This window comes from Aequorivita lipolytica (assembly GCF_007997135.1).
In the GTDB taxonomy this organism is placed as follows: Bacteria; Bacteroidota; Bacteroidia; order Flavobacteriales; family Flavobacteriaceae; genus Aequorivita; species Aequorivita lipolytica.
This window is the reverse complement of the sequence record NZ_VORU01000001.1, coordinates 423,080-442,982: the sequence shown is the minus strand read 5'-3', so window position 1 is coordinate 442,982 and position 19,903 is coordinate 423,080. Positions and strand designations below refer to the sequence as shown.

Sequence of the window (19,903 nt, the reverse complement as noted above, 5' to 3'; positions counted from 1 at the left end):
ATTATATATTCGATAAATAGGAAAATGGAATGTCCAAATAATTCATTTCAACAAGTGTCAAAATTGGGATAGGACATATCATGAATTCATCGTATTGCTCGGCAATATATAAAAATTCGAAAGGTTAAAAAAAAGTTAAAGAGATTATTCTCTTTTTTTTGAATCAATCCAGATTGTAACGGGACCATCGTTTATTAGAGCTACATCCATCATAGCTCCAAACGTGCCCGTCTCTACTATTCTACTTGTTTCATTATCAAGCTGAAGCACGAATTTTTCGTACAGAGGGATAGCAATTTCAGGTTTTGCGGCTTTAATAAAAGAAGGGCGGTTTCCATTTTTTGTATTTGCGTGAAGTGTGAATTGGCTTACAACCAAACAATCGCCATCTATGTCCTGAACGGAAAGATTCATAGCATCGTTTTTATCTGAAAAAATCCGTAAGCGGGCAATTTTTCCGGTCAACCAGTTTATGTCTTCTTGAGTATCATCTTCTTCAATACCCAAAAAAATAAGAAGCCCCTGATTTATTTCGGAAAAAATCTTTTCATCTATGGTTACAGAAGCTTTTTTTACTCTTTGGATTAATACGCGCATTTAGATTGTTGGATTGCTAGATTTTCGGACTCTTGGATTTTATTGTTTCTGAGGAAATTACTTCATATTAAAAATACCAAATCTTGAATTCGGATCTCTGAACATTGGACTTTGAACACTATTTCTCATAAATATCTTTTCGAAAGTGCTCTTCCTCGCCTTCCAAAATCTGCAAATAACTTTTGTAACGCGACCAAGCTATTTCTTCGTTTTCAAGAGCTTCTTTTATTGCACATTGCGGTTCTTCCAAATGCAGGCAATTGTTAAACTTACAGTTTTTCCTTAACTCAAAAAACTCAGGAAAATAATTTCCCAACTCTTCTTTGTCCATTTCAACAAGCCCGAAACCTTTAATTCCAGGCGTGTCTATTATTTGTCCACCGAAAGAAAGATCAAACATTTCAGCAAAAGTTGTAGTGTGCTGGCCCTGTAAATGCTGATCTGAAATTTTTGAGGTTTTCAACTGCAGACCTGGCTCTATTGCATTTACCAATGTAGATTTTCCCACCCCGCTGTGACCAGAAAACATTGTTACTCTGTCTTGCATTAAAGCTTTCACCTTGTCAATATTCTTTCCAGTAATTGCTGAAATACCGATGCACTCATACCCTACTTTTCGATAAAGTGCAGCAAGAAGTTTTATCTCAAGTAATTCGTCTTCATTGTACGTATCAACTTTATTGAAAAGAAGCACAGCTTTAATATGATATGCTTCCGCAGTAACCAAAAATCGGTCAATGAAAGTGGTGAAAGTTGGTGGATTGTTCAGCGTGATTACTAGAAAAGCCACGTCAATATTGGCTGCAATAATATGGGTTTGTTTGGAAAGGTTTACAGATTTACGAATTATGTAATTATCACGTTCGTCAATATGTGAAATTATCCCAACAGTTTCATCACCCTTCTTTTCAACTTCAAAATCAACGTGATCTCCCACCGCTACAGGGTTTGTGCTTTTAATTCCACCCAAACGGAATTTGCCTTTAATACGACAATCGTAAAAAGTTCCATTTTCGGCTTTTACGCTGTACCAGCTTCCGGTAGATTTATAGACAAGGCCTTTCATGCCACAAAGTTGCAAAACTTTTTAGTTATTAATAACTTTTTTCTGGTGATTGATGGATTCTTGGTGAATGGCCTTAAAAATTTTCAGAATAAATTCTTCGCTCAATTGATTTTCTTCACCTTCCAGAATCATTTTTCCCAAAACCTCATTCCATCGTCTAGTTTGAAGAATAGCCACATTGTTTTTCTTTTTTAAACCGCCAATATCATCCGCAATCCTCATGCGTTTTCCCAGTGATTCTATAAGCTGATGATCCAGCACATCAATCTTTGTACGCATTGTGTTCAGCTTGTTTTGAAATTCAATTGCATCGCCTTCCTGTTTCCGAATGCGCAAATCAATTGTCATTTGCTCTAAGCTTGCTGGCGTAATTTGTTGTGCCGCGTCGCTCCAAGCGTTGTCTGGGTCGTAATGGGTTTCTACCATTAAACCGTCATAATTTAGATCTAGAGCGGTTTGACAAAGGTCAAAAATAATATCTCTACGGCCTGCAATGTGTGATGGATCCAAAATTAAAGGTAAATCTGGAAATTTAGTCTGTAGATCAATCGGTATCTGCCATTCGGGATTGTTGCGGTAACGCATCTTTTCATAAGTAGAAAATCCGCGGTGAATTACGCCAAGATTTTTCACATCACTTTCATAAAAACGCTCCACCGCGCCTAGCCATAGCGCTAAATCTGGATTTACTGGATTCTTTATTAAAACAATTTTATCCGTTCCTTTTAATGCATCCGCAATTTCCTGCACTATAAATGGCGAAACCGTTGTGCGCGCGCCAATCCAAAGAATATCTACGTCGTGCTTAAGAGCCAAATCTACGTGATTGGCATTGGCCACTTCTGTTGCGATCATTAATCCAGTTTCCTGTTTTGCCTTTTGAAGCCATTTCAATCCCAAAGCGCCAACGCCCTCAAAATTTCCTGGACGGGTTCTTGGTTTCCAGATTCCGGCGCGCATAACCGTGGCATCAGTATCTTTTAATTGATGGGCTATTTTTAATACTTGTTCTTCCGTTTCGGCACTGCAAGGCCCGGCGATTACAATTGGGTGGGCCAGTTCCATTTTATTGAGCCAGTTGCGAAGATTTTTATTGTTTTCCATTTAAAATTGCATTTGAAAATTGAGCTTGGGCATGTGTTTCATCCTGTTTGTAAACGCCCAATATATTTAATTCTTTCACTGTTTTTTTAAGCATTTCCATTACTTCAAAAAAGAAATTTTCATCCTCAAAAACTACATCTACAAAAAAAGCATAATGCCAAGGTTTCCCAACTATCGGGAGCGATTGTATTTTTGTGAGGTTTATATTGAATGTCGTTAAAAGATTGAGCACATTACCTAAACTTCCCACATTATGCTCTAATATAAACTTAATAGAGGCTTTATCCGCGTGTCGCTCTGTTTGCTTTTCTTTTTTGCCCAAAAGTACGAAGCGCGTATGGTTTTCCTTTATATCTTGAATATTACTATCTAAAATTTTCAAACCAAATTTATCAGCAACCTGTTTTCCAGCAATTGCAGCAACACCAGTTAAATTTTGATCCTTTATTTTTTTTGCTTCGGAAGCAGTATCTTTTCCTTCAATCACTTTAAATTGCGGTGGAAATTTATTTAAATAGTCCCTACATTGAAGCAATGCAACGGGGTGTGAATGTATTTCTTTTATATCGTGGATGGATTCGCTCTCCAAAGCCATTACGTACATTTGGATGTTTAGAACCGTTTCCGCCAAAATTTCAAAATCGCCCGTGTCAATCAATCCGTAATTGGGTAAAATGGAGCCAACGATAGTGTTTTCTATAGCAATCACCCCATAATCTGCAGCTGAATTATTGACTGCATTGGTAACTTTCTCAAAAGAATCGCAAGTTAAAAGGGTTATTTCCTGATTTGGAAAAAGTTTCTGCACGGCTTGGTGGTGGAACGAACTTTCGATTCCTTGAATGGCTACTTTTAGGCTCATAGTTTCAAAATTTAGGTTAAAAAAAAAGTCCCGGAAATTTTTTCCGGGACTTTTAATGTTTTATAGTTCGATTAGCTATACAACAATCCCGGTTCTATCGTTAAAATAGAAAAACCAAAAATTGTTGAAAGTAAAAATTGTATTCATTTGTCTTATAATAGAATGCTAATGTAGTTAATTCTTAAAAACGAAAAAGGCTTTTTTCATTTTTTTATTTGCTTAACTTTGTTCAACTTCTGTAAATATGTCAATAAAAGTAGAAAATATCACCAAAACATACGGCGAACAAAAAGCGCTGAACTGTGTTTCCTTCACTATTGAAAAAGGAGAAATAGTAGGGTTTTTAGGCCCAAACGGTGCCGGAAAATCTACAATGATGAAGATTTTAACCACTTATCTTCCCGCTTCGGAAGGTATTGCAGTTGTAAATGGTTTTGAAGTATCTAAGGATGATATTTCGGTGAAAAAGAGCATCGGCTATCTTCCTGAGCACAATCCGCTTTATCTTGATATGTACGTTCGCGAATACCTTCTCTTTAATGCTGGAATTTATGATATTCCAAAAAGTGAAGTAGAATCGGTCATTGAAAAGACAGGCTTAATGCCTGAAGCCAACAAAAAAATTGGGCAACTTTCAAAAGGTTATCGGCAACGTGTTGGGCTTGCAAATGCACTCTTGCACAATCCCGAGGTTTTGATTTTGGATGAACCCACAACTGGTTTAGACCCCAATCAGTTGATTGAAATTCGCCAATTGATTAAAAACGTGGGAAAAGAAAAAACTGTTTTGCTTTCCACCCACATTATGCAGGAAGTAGAAGCTATTTGCGACCGCGTAATCATTATAAACAAAGGTGAAATTGTACTCGATAAAAAACTGAAAGATTTAAAAAATAACAAACAGCAAATTATTGAAGTAGAATTTGATTACCGCGTAGAAGAAGTAGCATTGCAAAAGCTGCCAAAAATTCAAAAAGTTGAAAACTCAATCGGTTTTGTGTATCAACTTTACTTTGAAACTGAACAGGACATGCGCGGAAAAGTCTTTGATTATGCGCACGATAATGGATTAAAAATTCTTCAATTGCATCAAAAAAATACGACGTTGGAAAAATTGTTTTCTGAATTGACTATTCAAAAATAAGTTTGCCGCGATACAGCTCTTCAACCTCAACAACGGGTGGTCTGTTTTTGGAGATTACATTGCCCAAACTCACTATTTTCCCTTTAATTGATTGTTGTGGATTCACAACCATTTCAGCAGTACTTCGGTGATAAAGGTATAAATTCTGAACAATTAAATTTTCGGAAAATATTCTGCAATCTCCTGCGTAAAATCCAAAATTTGCGTTTTTAGCACTTCCCATTAAATAAAAAATAGAAAGACCATTCGCCACAATATTTAAGTTTTCTACTTCCAAATTCAGTTTGAAATCGCCATCAATGTGGAATTCATCTTCATTTTTTTGATCTTCAGATAAAAGGGTCAAAGAAGGATATCTAAGTACCCCAATACTTTCAACTACATAGCCTGTGCTGCTTCTTATTTCAGTAATATTGGGCGAAGTTATATATACTTTCGTAAGCTCATAATCACGAACCAGATTGCAACTGTTGTAATTGTGAATTTCGAGCCTGCCGTCAGTAACCATAACTTCCACATCGCTCATCAGGTTTTCACCGGTTTCAATTACTATTTTTTGTTGATCGCCCTGCTGAATAAATATTCTGGTACGTTCCCAAGCTATTATCTTAGTGAAGGGCTGCACGGTCACTTCCTTCTTCACTATATCGCCAGCCGTTTGGATACAATCCCAACCTTTTTCGGAACTGCAGCCTGCAAACAAAAGCACCAATGCTATGTAAATTATTCTTTTCATTTAAATCAGTATTTCTGAAAAATTTCAGAATTGTTATAACCTATAGCCTACTCCGAATTCAACAGCTTCAGCTTTGGCCCAATGCGCGTGTACGGTTACAGAGGCGAATATTTTATCATCGAAAAAATATCGCTTCAATCCCAAACGATTGTAAACACGATTTTCAAAGGCATAGGGCCAATAAACATAATACCCCAATTGGCTTACAAATGCCACTTTATTGAAACGCCATTCGTGCCCAACAAAAACACCAACACGCTTGTAATCTTCATCGCCAGAAAGTCCCCCTTCGGGATAGGCGATGGAGCGATAATTAATTAATTCTTTCAAAAATGTTGAAAAGAAAACATCTACTCCAGCCTGTACTGTGCTTTTGTAATTCAAACGCTTGTCCGCAAAAACAGAAGCAACATAAAACGGCTCTTGCCCAAGACCAACTGCATCACTTTCGTTAATTCCAGTTCTAAATGCGAAGTTGTATTTTATCCTTTCGGCATGTGTTTTACTAAGTGAATCTTCTTTGTGAATGTATTCGGGAAATTCTTTATAACCCAATTGATAGCTAACACCTGCATTTAGGGCGAAGGTATTTGTACTGTTATTGGGAGCTTTAAGATTTGCATTGCTATAATGGATAATGGTAAACCCGGCGTGAAAACCAAGACCTTTCCAAATATTTTCTCTAACAAAATTTCCTTTTAAAAATGTAGTACTTAAAAAATGTGTGCCGTAAGCATTGTTATTAAAATTGGTTTCTTGGTCGTACGGACTTCCGGAATAAGCGATTCCCTGCCCTACACGCAACATAAGATACCTGTTTAGAAAATACCAATTCATGTGACCATAAACACCCACTGCATTTCCTAAATATTCATTATGCATATCTTGATAGGCAACCGTAACGCCCCAATCTGGATAGTGATAGCGGCGCTCCCACTCATTAAAACCATACGTTTTTCTGTTGAACGAAAGTATAAAACCTGTAGGGTGCCCGGTAATTAAATGCTCAATATCTGGATTATGTTCTAGAATACTTCCATAGAAAAAATCTGCTTCCAAAGAAACAGGCTTCAATTCTTTTTCTTGTGAAAAAAGTGGGAAACTTAAAACTAAGGCTGTCAATAGGGAAAGAAAGTGCTTCATATTTTTTTCAACGCCGGTAAAGATAAACTAATCTTTAAAAAATGGGCATTCACACATATTTTCTTTTTTCCTTAAAATACTCGAGAAGCTATCTCTTTAATATTGCTGCTTTTCCCCATTGAATAGTAATGCAAAAATGGAACACCAGCCTTTACTAGCTCCTGACTTTGCTGAACGCACCAATCAATGCCAATCTCTCGAACAGCTTTATTATCTTTCGCTTTAACCACTTCCATCACCAATGAATCTGGCAAATCAACTTTAAAACGATGCGGAATTAGGTTGAGATGTGATTTTACCGCAATCGGCTTCAATCCAGGAACAATTGGGACAGTAATGCCCCCTGCCCTACATTTTTCAACAAATTTGAAATACTTTTCATTGTCAAAAAACATTTGGGTAACAATGTATTCTGCGCCGTTTTTTATTTTCTTTTTAAGGAAATGAATATCGCTCTCGCTGCTTGGAGCTTCCATATGTTTTTCGGGATATCCAGCCACGCCCACACAGAAATCTGTTGGGAAAGTATGCTGAAGAGCATCGTCTAAATATTTGCCTTTATTCAAAGCATTTATTTGCGAAACAAGATCGCAAGCGTATTTATGGCCGTTCTTTTCAGAAGTAAAATAAGTTTCACTTTTCACCGCATCGCCGCGTAAAGCCATAACATTATCAATCCCCAAAAACTGAAGATCAATTAAAAAATTCTCGGTTTCTTCCTTCGTGAAACCTCCGCAAAGAATATGTGGCACCGCATCAACCTGATATCTATTTTGAATTGCCGCACAAATCCCAACCGTTCCAGGACGTTTGCGAACCACTTTTTTCTCTATCAAACCGTCCTTCAATTCCTTAAAAACATATTCCTCGCGATGATATGTCACGTTTATGTACGGTGGTTTAAATTCTAGTAAGGGATCTATATTTTCAAAAATGGAATGTATATTTTCTCCCTTTAAAGGCGGTAAAATTTCGAACGAAAACTGTGTTTTTCCGTTGCCGTTTTTTATGTGTTCGGTTACTTTCATCTAATCTGCTAAGTTTGTTTTCAGCCATTTTGTGGCTTCATCTAAGTTCATATTTTTCCGCTTTGCGAAATCTTCAATTTGATCTTCCTTGATTTTTCCAAGGCCGAAATAGCGCGCTTCGGGATTAGCAAAATAATATCCCGAAACCGAAGCCGCTGGCCACATAGCCAAACTTTCGGTAAGTTCAACGCCTATGTTTTCTTTCACTTTAAGAAGCTCCCAAATGGTAAGTTTTTCTAAATGGTCGGGACAAGCGGGATAGCCAGGTGCTGGACGAATACCTTTATATTTTTCTGAAATCAAATCGTCGTTGGAAAGGTTTTCTTCGGAAGCGTAGCCCCAATATTGAGTCCGCACTTTTTTGTGAAGATATTCCGCAAGTGCTTCTGCCAAACGGTCTGCCAACGCTTTTACCATTATGGAATTGTAATCGTCGTGTTCCTTTTCATATTTTGAAGCCAATTCCTGTGTTCCAAAACCGGTGCTCACACAGAAACAACCAATGTAGTCCTGAGTTCCGCTTTCTTTTGGCGCAATAAAATCTGCCAGAGCTATGTTGGGTTTGCCTGCTGCTTTTTTGGATTGTTGGCGCAGGGTTCGGAAAGTCCCCCCAGCCCCCGTCCCCCTAGCCCCCAAAGGGGGGACAAATTCGTGTGAGTGGGCAGTTCCCCCTTTGGGGGCTAGGGGGACTAATTCGATATCATCATCATTCACCGTATTCGCCTCAAAAATTCCAAAAACCGCTCTTGCCTCCAATAGTTTTTCTGAAATTATTTTTTGAAGCATTTTTTTTGCGTCCTCAAATAATTCCGAAGCTTGCTCGCCTACAACTTTATCTGTCAAAATGTTTGGATATTTTCCGTGTAGTTCCCAACTTCTGAAAAACGGAGTCCAATCTATAAATTCTTCCAAAAGACTTAAATCAAAATCCTTTAAAGCTTGAACGCCCAATTGTTTCGGCTTTGTTATTTCAGACGTATTCCAATCAATTTGATATTTATTTTTTCGCGCTTCGGAAATTGGCAAATAGATTTTTACTTTTTGACGTTTCAAAAAATCTTGTCGAAAAGTGTTGTATTCCGTTTTCAAATTATCTTTATAGGAAGCCGAAGTTTCTCTTTTAAGCAAATCGCCAACAACAGTCACCGCCCGCGAAGCGTCATTTATATGAACAACCGCGCATTCGTATTCTGTATCTATTTTTACTGCCGTATGTGCTTTGCTTGTTGTGGCACCGCCAATGAGCAATGGAACTTTGAAATTTTGCCGTTGCATTTCCTTCGCCAAAAAAACCATTTCGTCCAACGAAGGTGTAATCAGCCCGCTCAAACCAATGGCATCCACGTTTTCTTCTTTTGCGGTTGCTATTATCTTTTCCGGCGGAACCATTACTCCCAAGTCAATTATTTCATAATTATTGCACGCCAAAACAACGCCAACAATATTTTTACCAATGTCGTGAACGTCGCCTTTTACGGTTGCCATCAGGATTTTCCCCCTAGCCCCAGAAGGGGGAACCGATGTTTCGGAATTTTTTAAAGCCCCCTTTGGGGGTTTGGGGGACTTCGCTGCCTGAACTTTCTTTTCTTCCTCTATATATGGAAGTAAATACCCCACCGCCTTTTTCATAACCCGTGCCGATTTCACTACTTGCGGCAAAAACATTTTTCCGCTTCCGAAAAGGTCACCAACTACATTCATTCCAGTCATTAAATTCCCTTCGATTACTTCAATCGGTTTATCTGCCGCTTGCCTTGCTTCCTCAATATCTTCAAGAATAAATTCGTCAATTCCCTTCACCAAAGCTCTCGTTATGCGTTTTTGCAAGGGTTCTTCTCGCCAAGACAAATCAATTTTACTTTCTTTGGCGGTTCCTATTACGGTTTCGGCAAAATCCAATAATCGCTCCGTGGCATCTTCACGACGGTCGAACATCACATCTTCCACTCGATCCAAAAGATCCTTTGGAATATCATCGTAAACTTCCAGCATCGCCGGATTTACAATCCCAATGTTCATACCTGCCTGAATGGCGTGGTACAAAAACACCGAATGCATTGCTTCCCTAACGGGATCGTTTCCACGAAAACTGAACGAAACATTACTCACACCGCCACTCACACTCACGTATGGTAGATTTTCCCGAACCCAGCGCGTAGCTTCTATAAAATCGATTGCGTTTTTTTTATGCTCGTCCATTCCCGTGGCGACAGGGAAAATGTTTAAATCGAAAATAATATCCTCCGGCGCGAATTTTACTTGATTCACCAAAATATCATAAGATCGACTTGCGATTTCTATTCTTCGGTCGTAATTATCGGCTTGGCCTGTTTCATCAAAAGCCATTACGATTACTGCGGCTCCGTAGCGTTTTATGAGTTTTGCGTGATGGATAAATTCTGCTTCGCCTTCTTTTAAGCTGATAGAATTTACTACACATTTCCCTTGAACAACCTGCAAACCGGCCTCAATAATTTCCCATTTAGAACTATCGATCATTATTGGGACTCTCGAAATATCGGGTTCGGCAATCACAAGATTTAGGAATTTCACCATCGCCTCTTTCCCGTCAATCAAACCATCGTCCATATTGATATCGATGATCTGTGCGCCGTTTTCAACTTGTTCGCGCGCTACGGAAAGTGCTTCTTCAAAGTTTCGGTCTTTTATAAGTCGAAGAAATTTCTTTGAACCTGCCACATTGGTACGCTCACCCACGTTTATGAAATTGCTTTCGGGGGTAACGATAAGCGGTTCTAAGCCTGATAATTTCAGGTATTTTGGTTGTTGGTTGATAGTTGATGGTTGATGGACTTTCATTATAATTTTTTGTAATAATTTATAAATCCGTTCAACAATTTCTTGCAACTTTCAATTTGAGAAACGATTTCATTTAATTGCTCTTCGCTAATAAAGTTTTGATCTAATGCCAGAAATAATTGCGTTTCTAATTCATATAAAGATCCACGTGAAATATATAAAAACTGAATTGTGTCTTTTGAAGTTCTTCTTCCGCAGCCCTCTGCAATATTTGATGGAATGGAAACTGCGCACCTTCTTATTTGATTGGTGAATCCATATAATTCTTCTTTCGGAAAACCTTTCGTCAACTCGTAAACAGAATTGACCAATTTTCGAGAAAATCTCCAAACATCCAAATCTCTATATTCCATATTTATTTTTTTTCCATCAACCAACAACCAACAACAATCAACTAAAACGGTAAATTCTTCAAATCCACATTTCCACCGGAAAGGATGATTCCAACTTTTTTATTTTTAAATCGTTCTTTTTCGCGAAGTAAAGCAGCAAATGGTACAGCGCAACTCGGTTCTATTATTATTTTCATTCGTTCCCAAATAAGTTTCATTGCTGAAATGATTTCAGTTTCTTCAACCCTTATTATTTCTGAAACCAATTCCTGTATGATTGGAAAATTGACATCGCCTAGAAAAGTTTTCAGTCCGTCGGCAATGGTATTTGTGGTTTCGTTGAATTCTATTTTTCCAGTTTTTAGGCTTCGGAAAGCATCGTCAACTTCAAAAGGTTCGCCACCAATTGTTTTACAATTATTTCCGAAATATTTTACAGAAAGTGAAGTGCCTGCAATCAATCCGCCACCGCCAACGGGCGCGAAAACGTAATCCAAATCGGGATACGATTGCAATAACTCTGCTGCGGAAGTTGCATTTCCAAGAATCACATTTCTGTCGTTTGAAGGATGAATAAACGTAGCGCCAGTTTCCTTTTGAATTCTTTCGGCTTCGGTTTCGCGAGCGATTGGCGTTGATTCTGATTCTGTTATAATTCCACCGTAGCCTTTAACTGCTTCCTTCTTTACTTGTGGCGCATTTTCGGGCATAACGATATACGCTTTTACGCCAAGATTTTTTGCCGCCAAAGAAAGTGCCTGCGCAAAATTTCCCGAGGAATGTGTTACAACTCCCGCTTTTTTCTGTGCTTCGGAAAGTTGTAAAATTGCATTGGTTGCGCCGCGCATTTTGAAAGCTCCCATCTTCTGAAAATTCTCACATTTGAAGAAAATTTCAGCGCAGGAAAGTTCATTTAAATACGAAGATTTCAGCACTGGCGTGTTATGAACATACGGTTTTACACGCTCACACGCTTCTTCAACTTCTTGTTTCGTGGGAATCATAGAGCAATATTTTCAGATGAAAAAACAGGTCGCGGTGAGTATTGCGAAGCAATTTCGGCAATGGCTTTAATGTGTTCCGGAGTTGTTCCGCAGCAACCACCAATAATGTTTACCAATTGTTTGTCCAAATATTCCTTTACTTGCTCAGCCATTTGCGACGGACTTTCATCATATTCGCCAAAGGCGTTTGGCAAACCGGCGTTTGGATAGGCGCTCACGGCAAGATTGGTGCGGTTTGCAATCACTTCCAAATGGGGCGTGAGTTGTTTGGCGCCCAAAGCACAATTAAAACCTACACTCAAAAGTGGAATATGCGAAATTGAAATCAAAAATGCTTCAGCAGTTTGACCAGAAAGTGTTCGTCCGGAAGCATCGGTTATTGTTCCGCTTATCATTATTGGAATGTCCAGGTTTCGTTCTTCTTTTATTTCATCAATTGCAAAAAGTGCCGCTTTGGCATTCAGCGTATCGAAAATGGTTTCTACCAAAAGTAAATCCACGCCGCCGTCTATCAAAGCTTCAGCTTGTTGCCTGTATGCAACGCGTAATTGTTCAAATGAAATGGCGCGAAAACCGGGGTCGTTCACATCTGGACTCATACTTGCCGTTTTGTTGGTCGGACCGATGGCTCCAGCTACAAAACGGGGTTTGTTGGGTTCTTTTGCAGTGAATTCCTCCGCAACTTTTTTTGCGATTTTGGCGGATTCGTAATTTAATTCGTAAACCAAATCCTGCATATCATAATCTGCCATTGCGATTGTGGTGCTGGAAAATGTGTTTGTTTCCACAATATCTGCTCCTGCCGCAAAATATTTTGAATGGATTTCAGCGATTGCCTTCGGTTGGGTGATTGAAAGCAAATCATTATTTCCTTTAACCGATTTATGAAAATCCTTAAACCGTTCGCCACGGAAATCTTCCTCGGAAAATTTATAGCGCTGAAGCATTGTGCCCATAGCGCCGTCGAGGATCAATATTCGGTTTTGTAATGCTTGTTGTATTTTATTCATCATTAGTGCCCGTGAAAACCGGTGTCTTTTCTTTTATTATTTTCTTTTATACCTACAAGGAGCCACGCTGAAAAAGCGGGGAACACCTTGCAGGAAAATCCATAGTCGACTAAAAACATCCCACCCCAGCCCTCCCTTCAAAGGGAGGGAGCGGAATTATAGTATACAATTTGACATTCCCTAAAAAAATATGGGAATTCAAAAAAATTTATATCAAGAAAAGGTGAAGGAAAAACCTGTTTGTTGTTATCTATATCGCCAAAGACGAATAGAATGTAGCACCTTCCCCGAAAGTTCGGGAGGTTGCTAAGGCGTCAAAGGGTCTATTCCCTCGGCCTTTCTTGATAACTTTTCAATATGAATATGAACTAGTACAAAGTAACAGTATAAAAAATTAATACACAAGCCCCCTAACCCCCAAAGGGGAAACTGTGGCCAAACTAATTTAATTTCTCTCCGTTTAAAATGATGCTGTAAGTAATTTTCACCGAAGCCTCCAGCGTGATGGAAACCGAACAGTATTTTTCAAAACTAAGTTGCGCCGCGCGGATGGCTTTTGCCTCATCGATTTTGCCTTCCAAATAAAGCGTTACGTGGATTGCCTCGAAAGGTTTTGCATCGCGGACTTCCTTTCGCTTGCCCACCACTTCCATTTTATAGGAAGTGATTTCCTGTCTTTGTTTTTGTAAAATTGAAACCACATCTATCGCACTGCAGCCGCCAACGCCCATCAACAAAAGTTCCATCGGGCTTGCGCCTTTTGAGGGTTCATCGGTTTTGTTATCGATTAAAACAAGAACGCCGGAAGCGCCTTTTGCTTCAAAAAGGTAGTTGCTGTTTACTCTGTTCAGTGAAACTTTCATTGTTTTAAATTTTTGTTATCATTTAATTAGAAATGGCATAGGACGTAGGACTTAAGACTAAAAAATTTGAACTCATTTTTGTCTTACCTCTTATAGTCCCAAGACTTCGGGATGGTCTTACGTCTTTTTTCAATCTTTATCGCTAATTCGCAAAATATACTTCTCGAACCCATAAGGAATTAACCGTAAAAAATGTACACAAGCACTCATGTCAATCTCTATTAATTATAAATATATGATAATTACTCTATGATAAAATGGGAGTTTGTTATGATATTAATGGCTTCAGAGTTAAACTATTCATAATTATATAGTTAAGCTATAGATCTCCTTTTTTTTATCCATCAAAACAATTATATTTATGTAAATAATATTGATCAAAGAAATTATCTCTTTTATACTCCAATCAGATTTAGTTCTCCTACCATTGATCATTACTGGATCATAAGCACAAAGTAATTTCAACCAACTTTTTGTAGCCACTGTATCTAACAAATGGCTGCCAAAATTAAAAAAAATTTAATGATTTGAGGAACATTCAAAACAGAAGAATTTGAAACGTTTTCCAACACTTATTTGAAGGTAGACAAATGTTGAGAAACTGTCTTATGAGTTGGAAGAGGAAATTTAGCTGTATCATTTGAGGTTCTAACTGCAAGAATTCATTCGAAAAAGGATTGTTTTTATTTAGGAAAATTCTGTTTAAGATTCAATGTATTCAGTTAATATACAAAATAAAACATGACACAAGAGAACAAGAAGAAAGCGATAATAAATAATAAAACCATCAAGGTTCATGAAGAGGAATTAAATATCACTAAAAAGGATGTAGAAACCGGTAAAGTAAACATTCATAAAAAAGTGGATACCGAAAACTTTTCGGAGAAAATCCCCTTAGCTACTGAAAACTTTATTATAAAACACATAGACTTTAATAAAGAAGTAAAAAAGACCCCAAAAATTCGTGAAAAAGGAAATATAACAATTATACCTGTGGTAAAGGAAGTAGCTGTTATAACCAAAAAGTTGATGCTAATAGAAGAAATACACATCATTAAGGTACGCACAGTAACTAATAAGATTATAAAAACAACCCTTAGAAAAGAAAAAATAATAATAAATAAAGAAGACTAAACAAGAGCTCAAAAAGTTTGAGCCATTAATAATAATTAAATAAAAATAGTTATGAATTACACAATAGTAGGAATGTTCAATGAGAAAAATGAGGCCATTACAGCTTCGAAAAAACTGTGCAACGACGGATTTAACGATTCGCAGATAGATGTATCTCACTTTAAAACAAAAGGAGATTATAAAGACAACGATTACCACTATGAAGAAGAGAAAGAAACTTCTGGATTTTGGGATTGGTTGTTTGGTGATGATAATGATGAAATCAGGGATCGTCATAGCAGAGTGGGTGCCCGCACCAATATACTATCAGTTTATGCAAAAGATAGAAAAGAGGCTGAAAAAGCCACAAGAATTATGGACAATTGCGGTGCAGTGGACGTTGACGAATACGATAAATCTCTTCGGGAAAACAAAGCTTACAAAGCTAACACCGATGACTCTTCTGAGAGCATAAAAGTGATGAAAGAAGATATATCCGTAGGAAAGCGGGAAGAAAAAACGGGCGGTGTCAGCATTAAAAGCCGTATTATAGAAAAACCTGTAAAAGAAGATATCCGTTTACGTAAAGAAAGAGTTTATGTGACTAGAAAACCAATGGATAAAAAAGTTTCGGGCGATAAAGCTTTTCAAGATAAAACGATAGCAATGACTGAAACTGCTGAAAAAGCTGTAGTTGGAAAATCAACACGTGTTGTTGAGGAAATTTCTCTCAACAAAGATGTAAAACAAAAAGATAAGACTATAAAAGACACTGTCCGTGAAACAAAAGTTGATATCGACAAGAATGTAGATAAAAAGAAAAAAACTGAAAAGAGTACATTCTAATTATCCCATTACTTGAATTAAATTGAAAGACCGCACAAATTCGTGCGGTCTTTTTTATTGATAATGATTTCAGGGTAAATGATGACATTTAATAGTGTGGGATGCTGCCATAAGCGACATATCCTATAATGCCATTGTGGCAAAGGCATTCTCTAGAAGATAGTTGTTGTTTATTCTGTTCAGTGAAACTTTCATGATTTATGTATTTAGACCTACAAGGAGCCCCGCGGAAAAAGCGGGGGACACCTTTGCAGGAAGTTTAGTTTTCTTTGTCGCTAATCCGCAAAATATCCCCGAAAACGCCTCGTGCCGTAACTGCTGCTCCCGCTCCTGCGCCTTGGATAACTATTGGATTTTCGCCGTAGCTTTCGGTATAAATTTCAAAAATTGAATCGCTGCCGCGAAGTGCTCCCAACATACTATTTTTTGGAACCGAAGCCAAACTCACATCCAAAAGTGCGCCTGTTTCTTTTGAAAGATCGCCGTGCAAATCTGCAACGTAACGAAACACACAGTCCTTCGATTGATTTTTCTTTTTTATTTGAAACGGAACGTCCAATTCCTGTAATCGCGTTAAAAATTCTTCTTTTGAAACGCTGCGCAAATCCTTTGGAATTAGATTTTGTATTGAAATATCAGCGAACTCGTTATGCAAATCCAATTCACGAGCCAAGATAAGCAATTTCCTTCCAACGTCATTCCCGCAAAGGTCTTCGCGGGGGTCTGGTTCTGTAAATCCTTTATCGATTGCAGATTTTAAAACTGAGCTGAACGATCTGTCTTCTTCCGAAAATGTATTAAAAATATAACTTAAAGAACCCGAAAACACCCCGCGAATTCGCGTGATATTTTCTCCCGAAAGATGTAAAAGTTTGATTGTATCAATCAACGGAAGTCCTGCGCCCACATTCGTTTCATATAAATACTGACGTTTTTTGGAAGTCAATTTTTGGCGAAGTTCTTTATAAAAATTCAAGTCCAACGTATTGGCGATTTTGTTTGAGGAAACCAAATGGAAACCATTTTCAACAAAAGCCGAATAATTATGGACAAAGCCAGCATCTGCTGTATTGTCAACCAAAATCAGGTTTTGAAGATTGTTGGTTTTTGCGAAGTAAATTACATCTTCTACATTATACGCTTTTCCAGACTTTCCTTTTTCTTCCAACCAATTTTTCTTCAAATCTTTTTGCTGAAGTAAAACGGTTTTTGAATTGGCAATAGCGAAAATATTCAGCTCCAAATCGCGTCTTCGGGAGATCTCCTCCTTCGAGGAGATAATTTGATTCACCAAATGGCTGCCCACATTTCCGTGGCCAAAAATGGCGATGTTTATTTTTTTCTTTTTTATATTGTTTAGGTCAATTCGGTCCAAAACCGGATTATCTAATATTTGCGTGCTCATGATTTTTTGTTTTTGTAATTTTTTCTGAATTAAAAATGGGGTCCAGAATTCCCGCCAATTGTTCGTATTCTATTAAAAATGCATCGTGCCCGTGAATGGAGTTTATTTCAGCAAAATGCACGTTGCTTTTTATAGGTTTTAATAAAGAATAGGTCTCTTTTATCTCTTCATTTAAATAAAGTCCGTCACTGTCTATTCCAACCAAATAAATGTTTCCTTCAATTTTTGAGGCTAATTCCAAGAATTCATCTTCTGTTTCACAAATCGCCGTCATCAATAAGTGATTCATCAATTTATAGGCTTGCAACTGAAAACGTTTGTCTAAAGTTTCACCGTGATGGAGCAACCAACTTTCCACATTATAAATGGGCGCCGTTTCACTCAAACTTCTTTTGAATTTCTGCTTAAAAGATTGCGGCGTTCTGTAGAAAGTCATTGCGTGAATACGTGCATCGTGCACAGGATTATCAGAATTATTTAAAATCTGTTTTTGAACTCTGCATTGCGCAATCAACCAATCTGTAGCTTTCCAATCGGTTGCAATGGGAATTAAATTCTGAAACAATTCAGGTTTCAAAACTGCCATTTGCCACAAAATACTTCCACCCAAAGAACCGCCGATTCCTGCAAAAACCGACGGTATTTGTAGTTTTGCTAATCCTATTAAAAACAATTGGGCAACATCATAAATGGTAAAATCTTCATAATTTTCAATGAAAAAATCATCGTATCCATTCCCGGGAATATTAAAAGCAAGAATGGAATATTTGTTAACATCAATGCACTTTTCAGTACCAATCAAAGATTTCCACCAACCGTTTTCACCACAAACATTGCTGTTTCCGGTAAGTGCGTGCGTCACTAAAACAATGGGCGCCGTACCCAATTTCTTTCCAAAAACCTGATAGGTTAATGGAAGGTTTTTAAAGTGAAATCCACTTTTGGTGGTGTATTCTTTTATGGTTAGACTTGAGATTTGAGACATTAAGTGTGAGATATTAGACGTGAGATATTAGACGTGAGATTAAAACATTAAACCAATTCCTCTTTAAAAACACTTTCGAAAGCTTGCTCCAAATCTGCCGTTAAATCTTCAATATTTTCCAAACCAATAGAAAGTCTTATCAGATCTTGACTCACGCCAGATGCAGTTTGATCTGCCAAACTTAATTGTTGGTGGGTTGTACTTGCTGGATGAATTATCAAGGATTTTGTATCGCCGATATTTGCCAAAAGTGAAAATAATTTCACATTATCAACTACTCTTTTAGCGGTTTCAAAACCACCTTTTACGCCGAAAGTAACTAAACCACTTTGCCCTTTGGGAAGGTATTTTTGTGCGAGGTTGAAATAAGGATTTTCCTCTAAACCGGGATAATTCACCCAAGCCACTTCTTTGCGACTTTGAAGCCATTTTGCAAATCTTAGTGCATTTTCGCTGTGTTTTTTAATTCGAATTTCCAAAGTTTCCAAACCTTGAATAATTTGAAAAGCACTAAACGGACTCAACGCAGCGCCGAAATCGCGAAGACCTTCAAGACGTACTTTCGCTATAAAAGCTGCTTCCTTTAAAACTTCGGAATAAACCAAACCGTGATATCCGGCGGAAGGTTCCGTGAATTCGGGAAATTTCCCGTTGGTCCAATCAAAATTACCGGCATCGATAATTGCGCCGCCAAGGGTTGTCCCGTTTCCGTTAATGTATTTGGTTAGCGAATGGATTACAATATTTGCACCGTGCGCAATGGGATTCAATAAAGCTGGAGAAGCAACCGTGTTGTCCACAATAAGCGGAATTTTATTTGCTTTCGCTTCAGTTGCAATCGCTTCAATATCTAAAACATCCAACTTTGGGTTTCCAAGAGATTCAATAAAAATTGCACGGGTATTTTCTTTAACTGCTTTTCCAAAATTTTCAGGCTCCGTAGCATCCACAAAAGTGGTTGTAATTCCCAAACGCGGTAAAGTAACATTCAACAAATTGAAAGTGCCGCCATACAAACTGCTAGATGCTACAATGTGGTCGCCAGCACGAAGCAATGTTAAAAATGTGGTTGAAATGGCAGAAGCGCCAGAAGCTGTAGTAACTGCGCCAATGCCACCTTCCAAAGCCGCCAAACGTTTTTCCAAAATATCGCACGTTGGATTGTTTAAGCGCGAATAAATAAATCCGGGTTCAGAAAGATTGAAAAGGTTTGCAGCGTGGTCGCTGTTTTTGAAAACGTAACTTGAAGTTTGATAAATTGGCACCGCTCTGGTTCCTCCGTTAGCGGTTACATCGTGTCCTGCGTGCAACAAGTTTGTTGCGAATTTGTTTTGTGTACTCATTTTTCTAGTTTTTTTGAGTTAATAAAAAGATTAAAACAAAAGCCAAAATGCGCCTTGCGACGTACTTTAATAGAAAAATGTTAAAAAGAATAAATGAAAAGCAATTTCAGATTAGAAATTGTCTTGTCGTTATCTATCGTCAATTCTAAAAATTCCAGAATCGTTGTAGAATGTAGCACCTTCTTTCCTGAGAAAGGGTTGCTAAGGCGTCATAGGGTCTAATCCCTCGGCCTTTCTTGATAACATTTCAATAAAGGTTTGAACTTTGTGAGCGCAAATATAACGTCAGAAAAATTTAATAACCAAATTTTTTTGAAATAAATATAGAAATTCCCAACCCCAATCTAACGATCCTCCAAATTCTATGGGTTGCCAGAACACAAAAAATTTAATTGCACCGAGGATTTATTATCATAATATTAGGAAAAATAAAACTATAAAGTATTATATTCCAACGTTCATTTTTCCCCTCTTCCAAGAGAACTAACCAAAGTAATTGAAC

18 protein-coding genes and 2 riboswitches are annotated in these 19,903 nt (G+C 37.8%); of the genes, 3 read left to right on the top strand and 15 right to left on the bottom strand.

The window, feature by feature from the left end; genetic code table 11:
• Positions 1-144: 144 nt before the first annotated feature.
• The 4 genes from dtd to ESV24_RS01815 all read right to left on the bottom strand — a co-directional run bounded on the left by dtd (position 145) and on the right by ESV24_RS01815 (position 3,629).
• Positions 145-597: a D-aminoacyl-tRNA deacylase gene (dtd, locus tag ESV24_RS01830; RefSeq protein ID WP_111813849.1), complete on the bottom strand. Its 453-nt coding sequence runs from the start codon at positions 595-597 to the stop codon at positions 145-147.
• A 118-nt stretch (positions 598-715) separates the two neighbouring features.
• Complete coding sequence (gene rsgA, locus ESV24_RS01825; RefSeq protein WP_111813847.1) at positions 716-1,663, bottom strand: ribosome small subunit-dependent GTPase A; 948 nt, start codon at positions 1,661-1,663, stop codon at positions 716-718.
• 21 nt (positions 1,664-1,684) lie between these two features.
• Positions 1,685-2,767 (bottom strand): bifunctional 3-deoxy-7-phosphoheptulonate synthase/chorismate mutase type II, encoded by a 1,083-nt coding sequence (locus ESV24_RS01820; RefSeq protein ID WP_111813845.1) that lies wholly within the window; start codon positions 2,765-2,767, stop codon positions 1,685-1,687.
• A complete protein-coding gene (locus tag ESV24_RS01815; protein WP_111813843.1) occupies positions 2,754-3,629 on the bottom strand; it encodes a prephenate dehydratase in 876 nt (291 codons plus the stop codon). The genes ESV24_RS01820 and ESV24_RS01815 overlap by 14 nt, the downstream gene beginning before the upstream one ends.
• A gap of 244 nt (positions 3,630-3,873) precedes the next feature.
• Here ESV24_RS01815 and gldA point away from each other — a divergent pair, with 244 nt between their 5' ends.
• A complete protein-coding gene (gene gldA / locus ESV24_RS01810) occupies positions 3,874-4,773 on the top strand; it encodes a gliding motility-associated ABC transporter ATP-binding subunit GldA (RefSeq protein ID WP_111813841.1) in 900 nt (299 codons plus the stop codon).
• Here the strand turns inward: gldA and ESV24_RS01805 are convergent.
• The 8 genes from ESV24_RS01805 to ESV24_RS01770 form a co-directional block, all read right to left on the bottom strand.
• Entirely contained in the window at positions 4,760-5,509 is a 750-nt protein-coding gene (locus ESV24_RS01805; protein WP_111813839.1) for a head GIN domain-containing protein, read from the bottom strand. The genes gldA and ESV24_RS01805 overlap by 14 nt on opposite strands.
• Before the next feature lie 33 nt (positions 5,510-5,542).
• Complete coding sequence (locus ESV24_RS01800) at positions 5,543-6,652, bottom strand: acyloxyacyl hydrolase (RefSeq protein ID WP_111813837.1); 1,110 nt, start codon at positions 6,650-6,652, stop codon at positions 5,543-5,545.
• Between the two features lie 71 nt (positions 6,653-6,723).
• Entirely contained in the window at positions 6,724-7,680 is a 957-nt protein-coding gene (gene metF / locus ESV24_RS01795; protein ID WP_111813835.1) for a methylenetetrahydrofolate reductase [NAD(P)H], read from the bottom strand.
• Positions 7,681-10,500: a methionine synthase gene (metH, locus tag ESV24_RS01790; protein ID WP_111814128.1), complete on the bottom strand. Its 2,820-nt coding sequence runs from the start codon at positions 10,498-10,500 to the stop codon at positions 7,681-7,683.
• Positions 10,500-10,853 carry a four helix bundle protein gene (locus tag ESV24_RS01785; RefSeq protein WP_111814126.1) on the bottom strand — a complete coding sequence of 118 codons (354 nt, stop codon included), beginning with the start codon at positions 10,851-10,853 and terminating at the stop codon, positions 10,500-10,502. The genes metH and ESV24_RS01785 overlap by 1 nt, the downstream gene beginning before the upstream one ends.
• Positions 10,854-10,894: 41 nt before the next feature.
• Positions 10,895-11,836 (bottom strand): threonine ammonia-lyase, encoded by a 942-nt coding sequence (locus ESV24_RS01780; RefSeq protein ID WP_111813833.1) that lies wholly within the window; start codon positions 11,834-11,836, stop codon positions 10,895-10,897.
• A complete protein-coding gene (locus ESV24_RS01775; RefSeq protein WP_111814125.1) occupies positions 11,833-12,846 on the bottom strand; it encodes a homocysteine S-methyltransferase family protein in 1,014 nt (337 codons plus the stop codon). The genes ESV24_RS01780 and ESV24_RS01775 overlap by 4 nt, the downstream gene beginning before the upstream one ends.
• 243 nt (positions 12,847-13,089) lie before the next feature.
• Positions 13,090-13,197: riboswitch (SAM riboswitch) on the bottom strand.
• Between the two features lie 89 nt (positions 13,198-13,286).
• Positions 13,287-13,709: an OsmC family protein gene (locus ESV24_RS01770; RefSeq protein ID WP_111813831.1), complete on the bottom strand. Its 423-nt coding sequence runs from the start codon at positions 13,707-13,709 to the stop codon at positions 13,287-13,289.
• 741 nt (positions 13,710-14,450) lie between these two features.
• On the opposite strand from ESV24_RS01770, the gene ESV24_RS01765 reads away from it, so the two are divergent.
• On the top strand, positions 14,451-14,843 hold the full coding sequence (locus ESV24_RS01765) for a YsnF/AvaK domain-containing protein (RefSeq protein ID WP_111813827.1): 393 nt from the start codon (positions 14,451-14,453) through the stop codon (positions 14,841-14,843).
• Between the two features lie 51 nt (positions 14,844-14,894).
• Positions 14,895-15,668, top strand: a complete 774-nt coding sequence (locus tag ESV24_RS01760; RefSeq protein ID WP_111813825.1) for a YsnF/AvaK domain-containing protein — start codon at positions 14,895-14,897, stop codon at positions 15,666-15,668.
• A 259-nt stretch (positions 15,669-15,927) separates the two neighbouring features.
• On the opposite strand, the gene ESV24_RS15610 is transcribed toward ESV24_RS01760, so the two are convergent.
• The 3 genes from ESV24_RS15610 to ESV24_RS01750 are packed head-to-tail and all read right to left on the bottom strand — an operon-like array spanning position 15,928 to position 19,401.
• Positions 15,928-17,073, bottom strand: coding sequence for a homoserine dehydrogenase family protein (locus ESV24_RS15610; RefSeq protein ID WP_317046782.1), 1,146 nt, complete (start codon positions 17,071-17,073; stop codon positions 15,928-15,930).
• A complete protein-coding gene (locus ESV24_RS15605) occupies positions 17,051-18,058 on the bottom strand; it encodes an alpha/beta fold hydrolase (RefSeq protein WP_317046781.1) in 1,008 nt (335 codons plus the stop codon). Before ESV24_RS15605 ends, ESV24_RS15610 begins: the two co-directional genes overlap by 23 nt.
• Before the next feature lie 47 nt (positions 18,059-18,105).
• Positions 18,106-19,401, bottom strand: coding sequence for an O-acetylhomoserine aminocarboxypropyltransferase/cysteine synthase family protein (locus ESV24_RS01750; RefSeq protein ID WP_111813823.1), 1,296 nt, complete (start codon positions 19,399-19,401; stop codon positions 18,106-18,108).
• Positions 19,402-19,527: 126 nt separating this feature from the next.
• Positions 19,528-19,647: riboswitch (SAM riboswitch) on the bottom strand.
• Between the last annotated feature and the right edge of the window lie 256 nt (positions 19,648-19,903).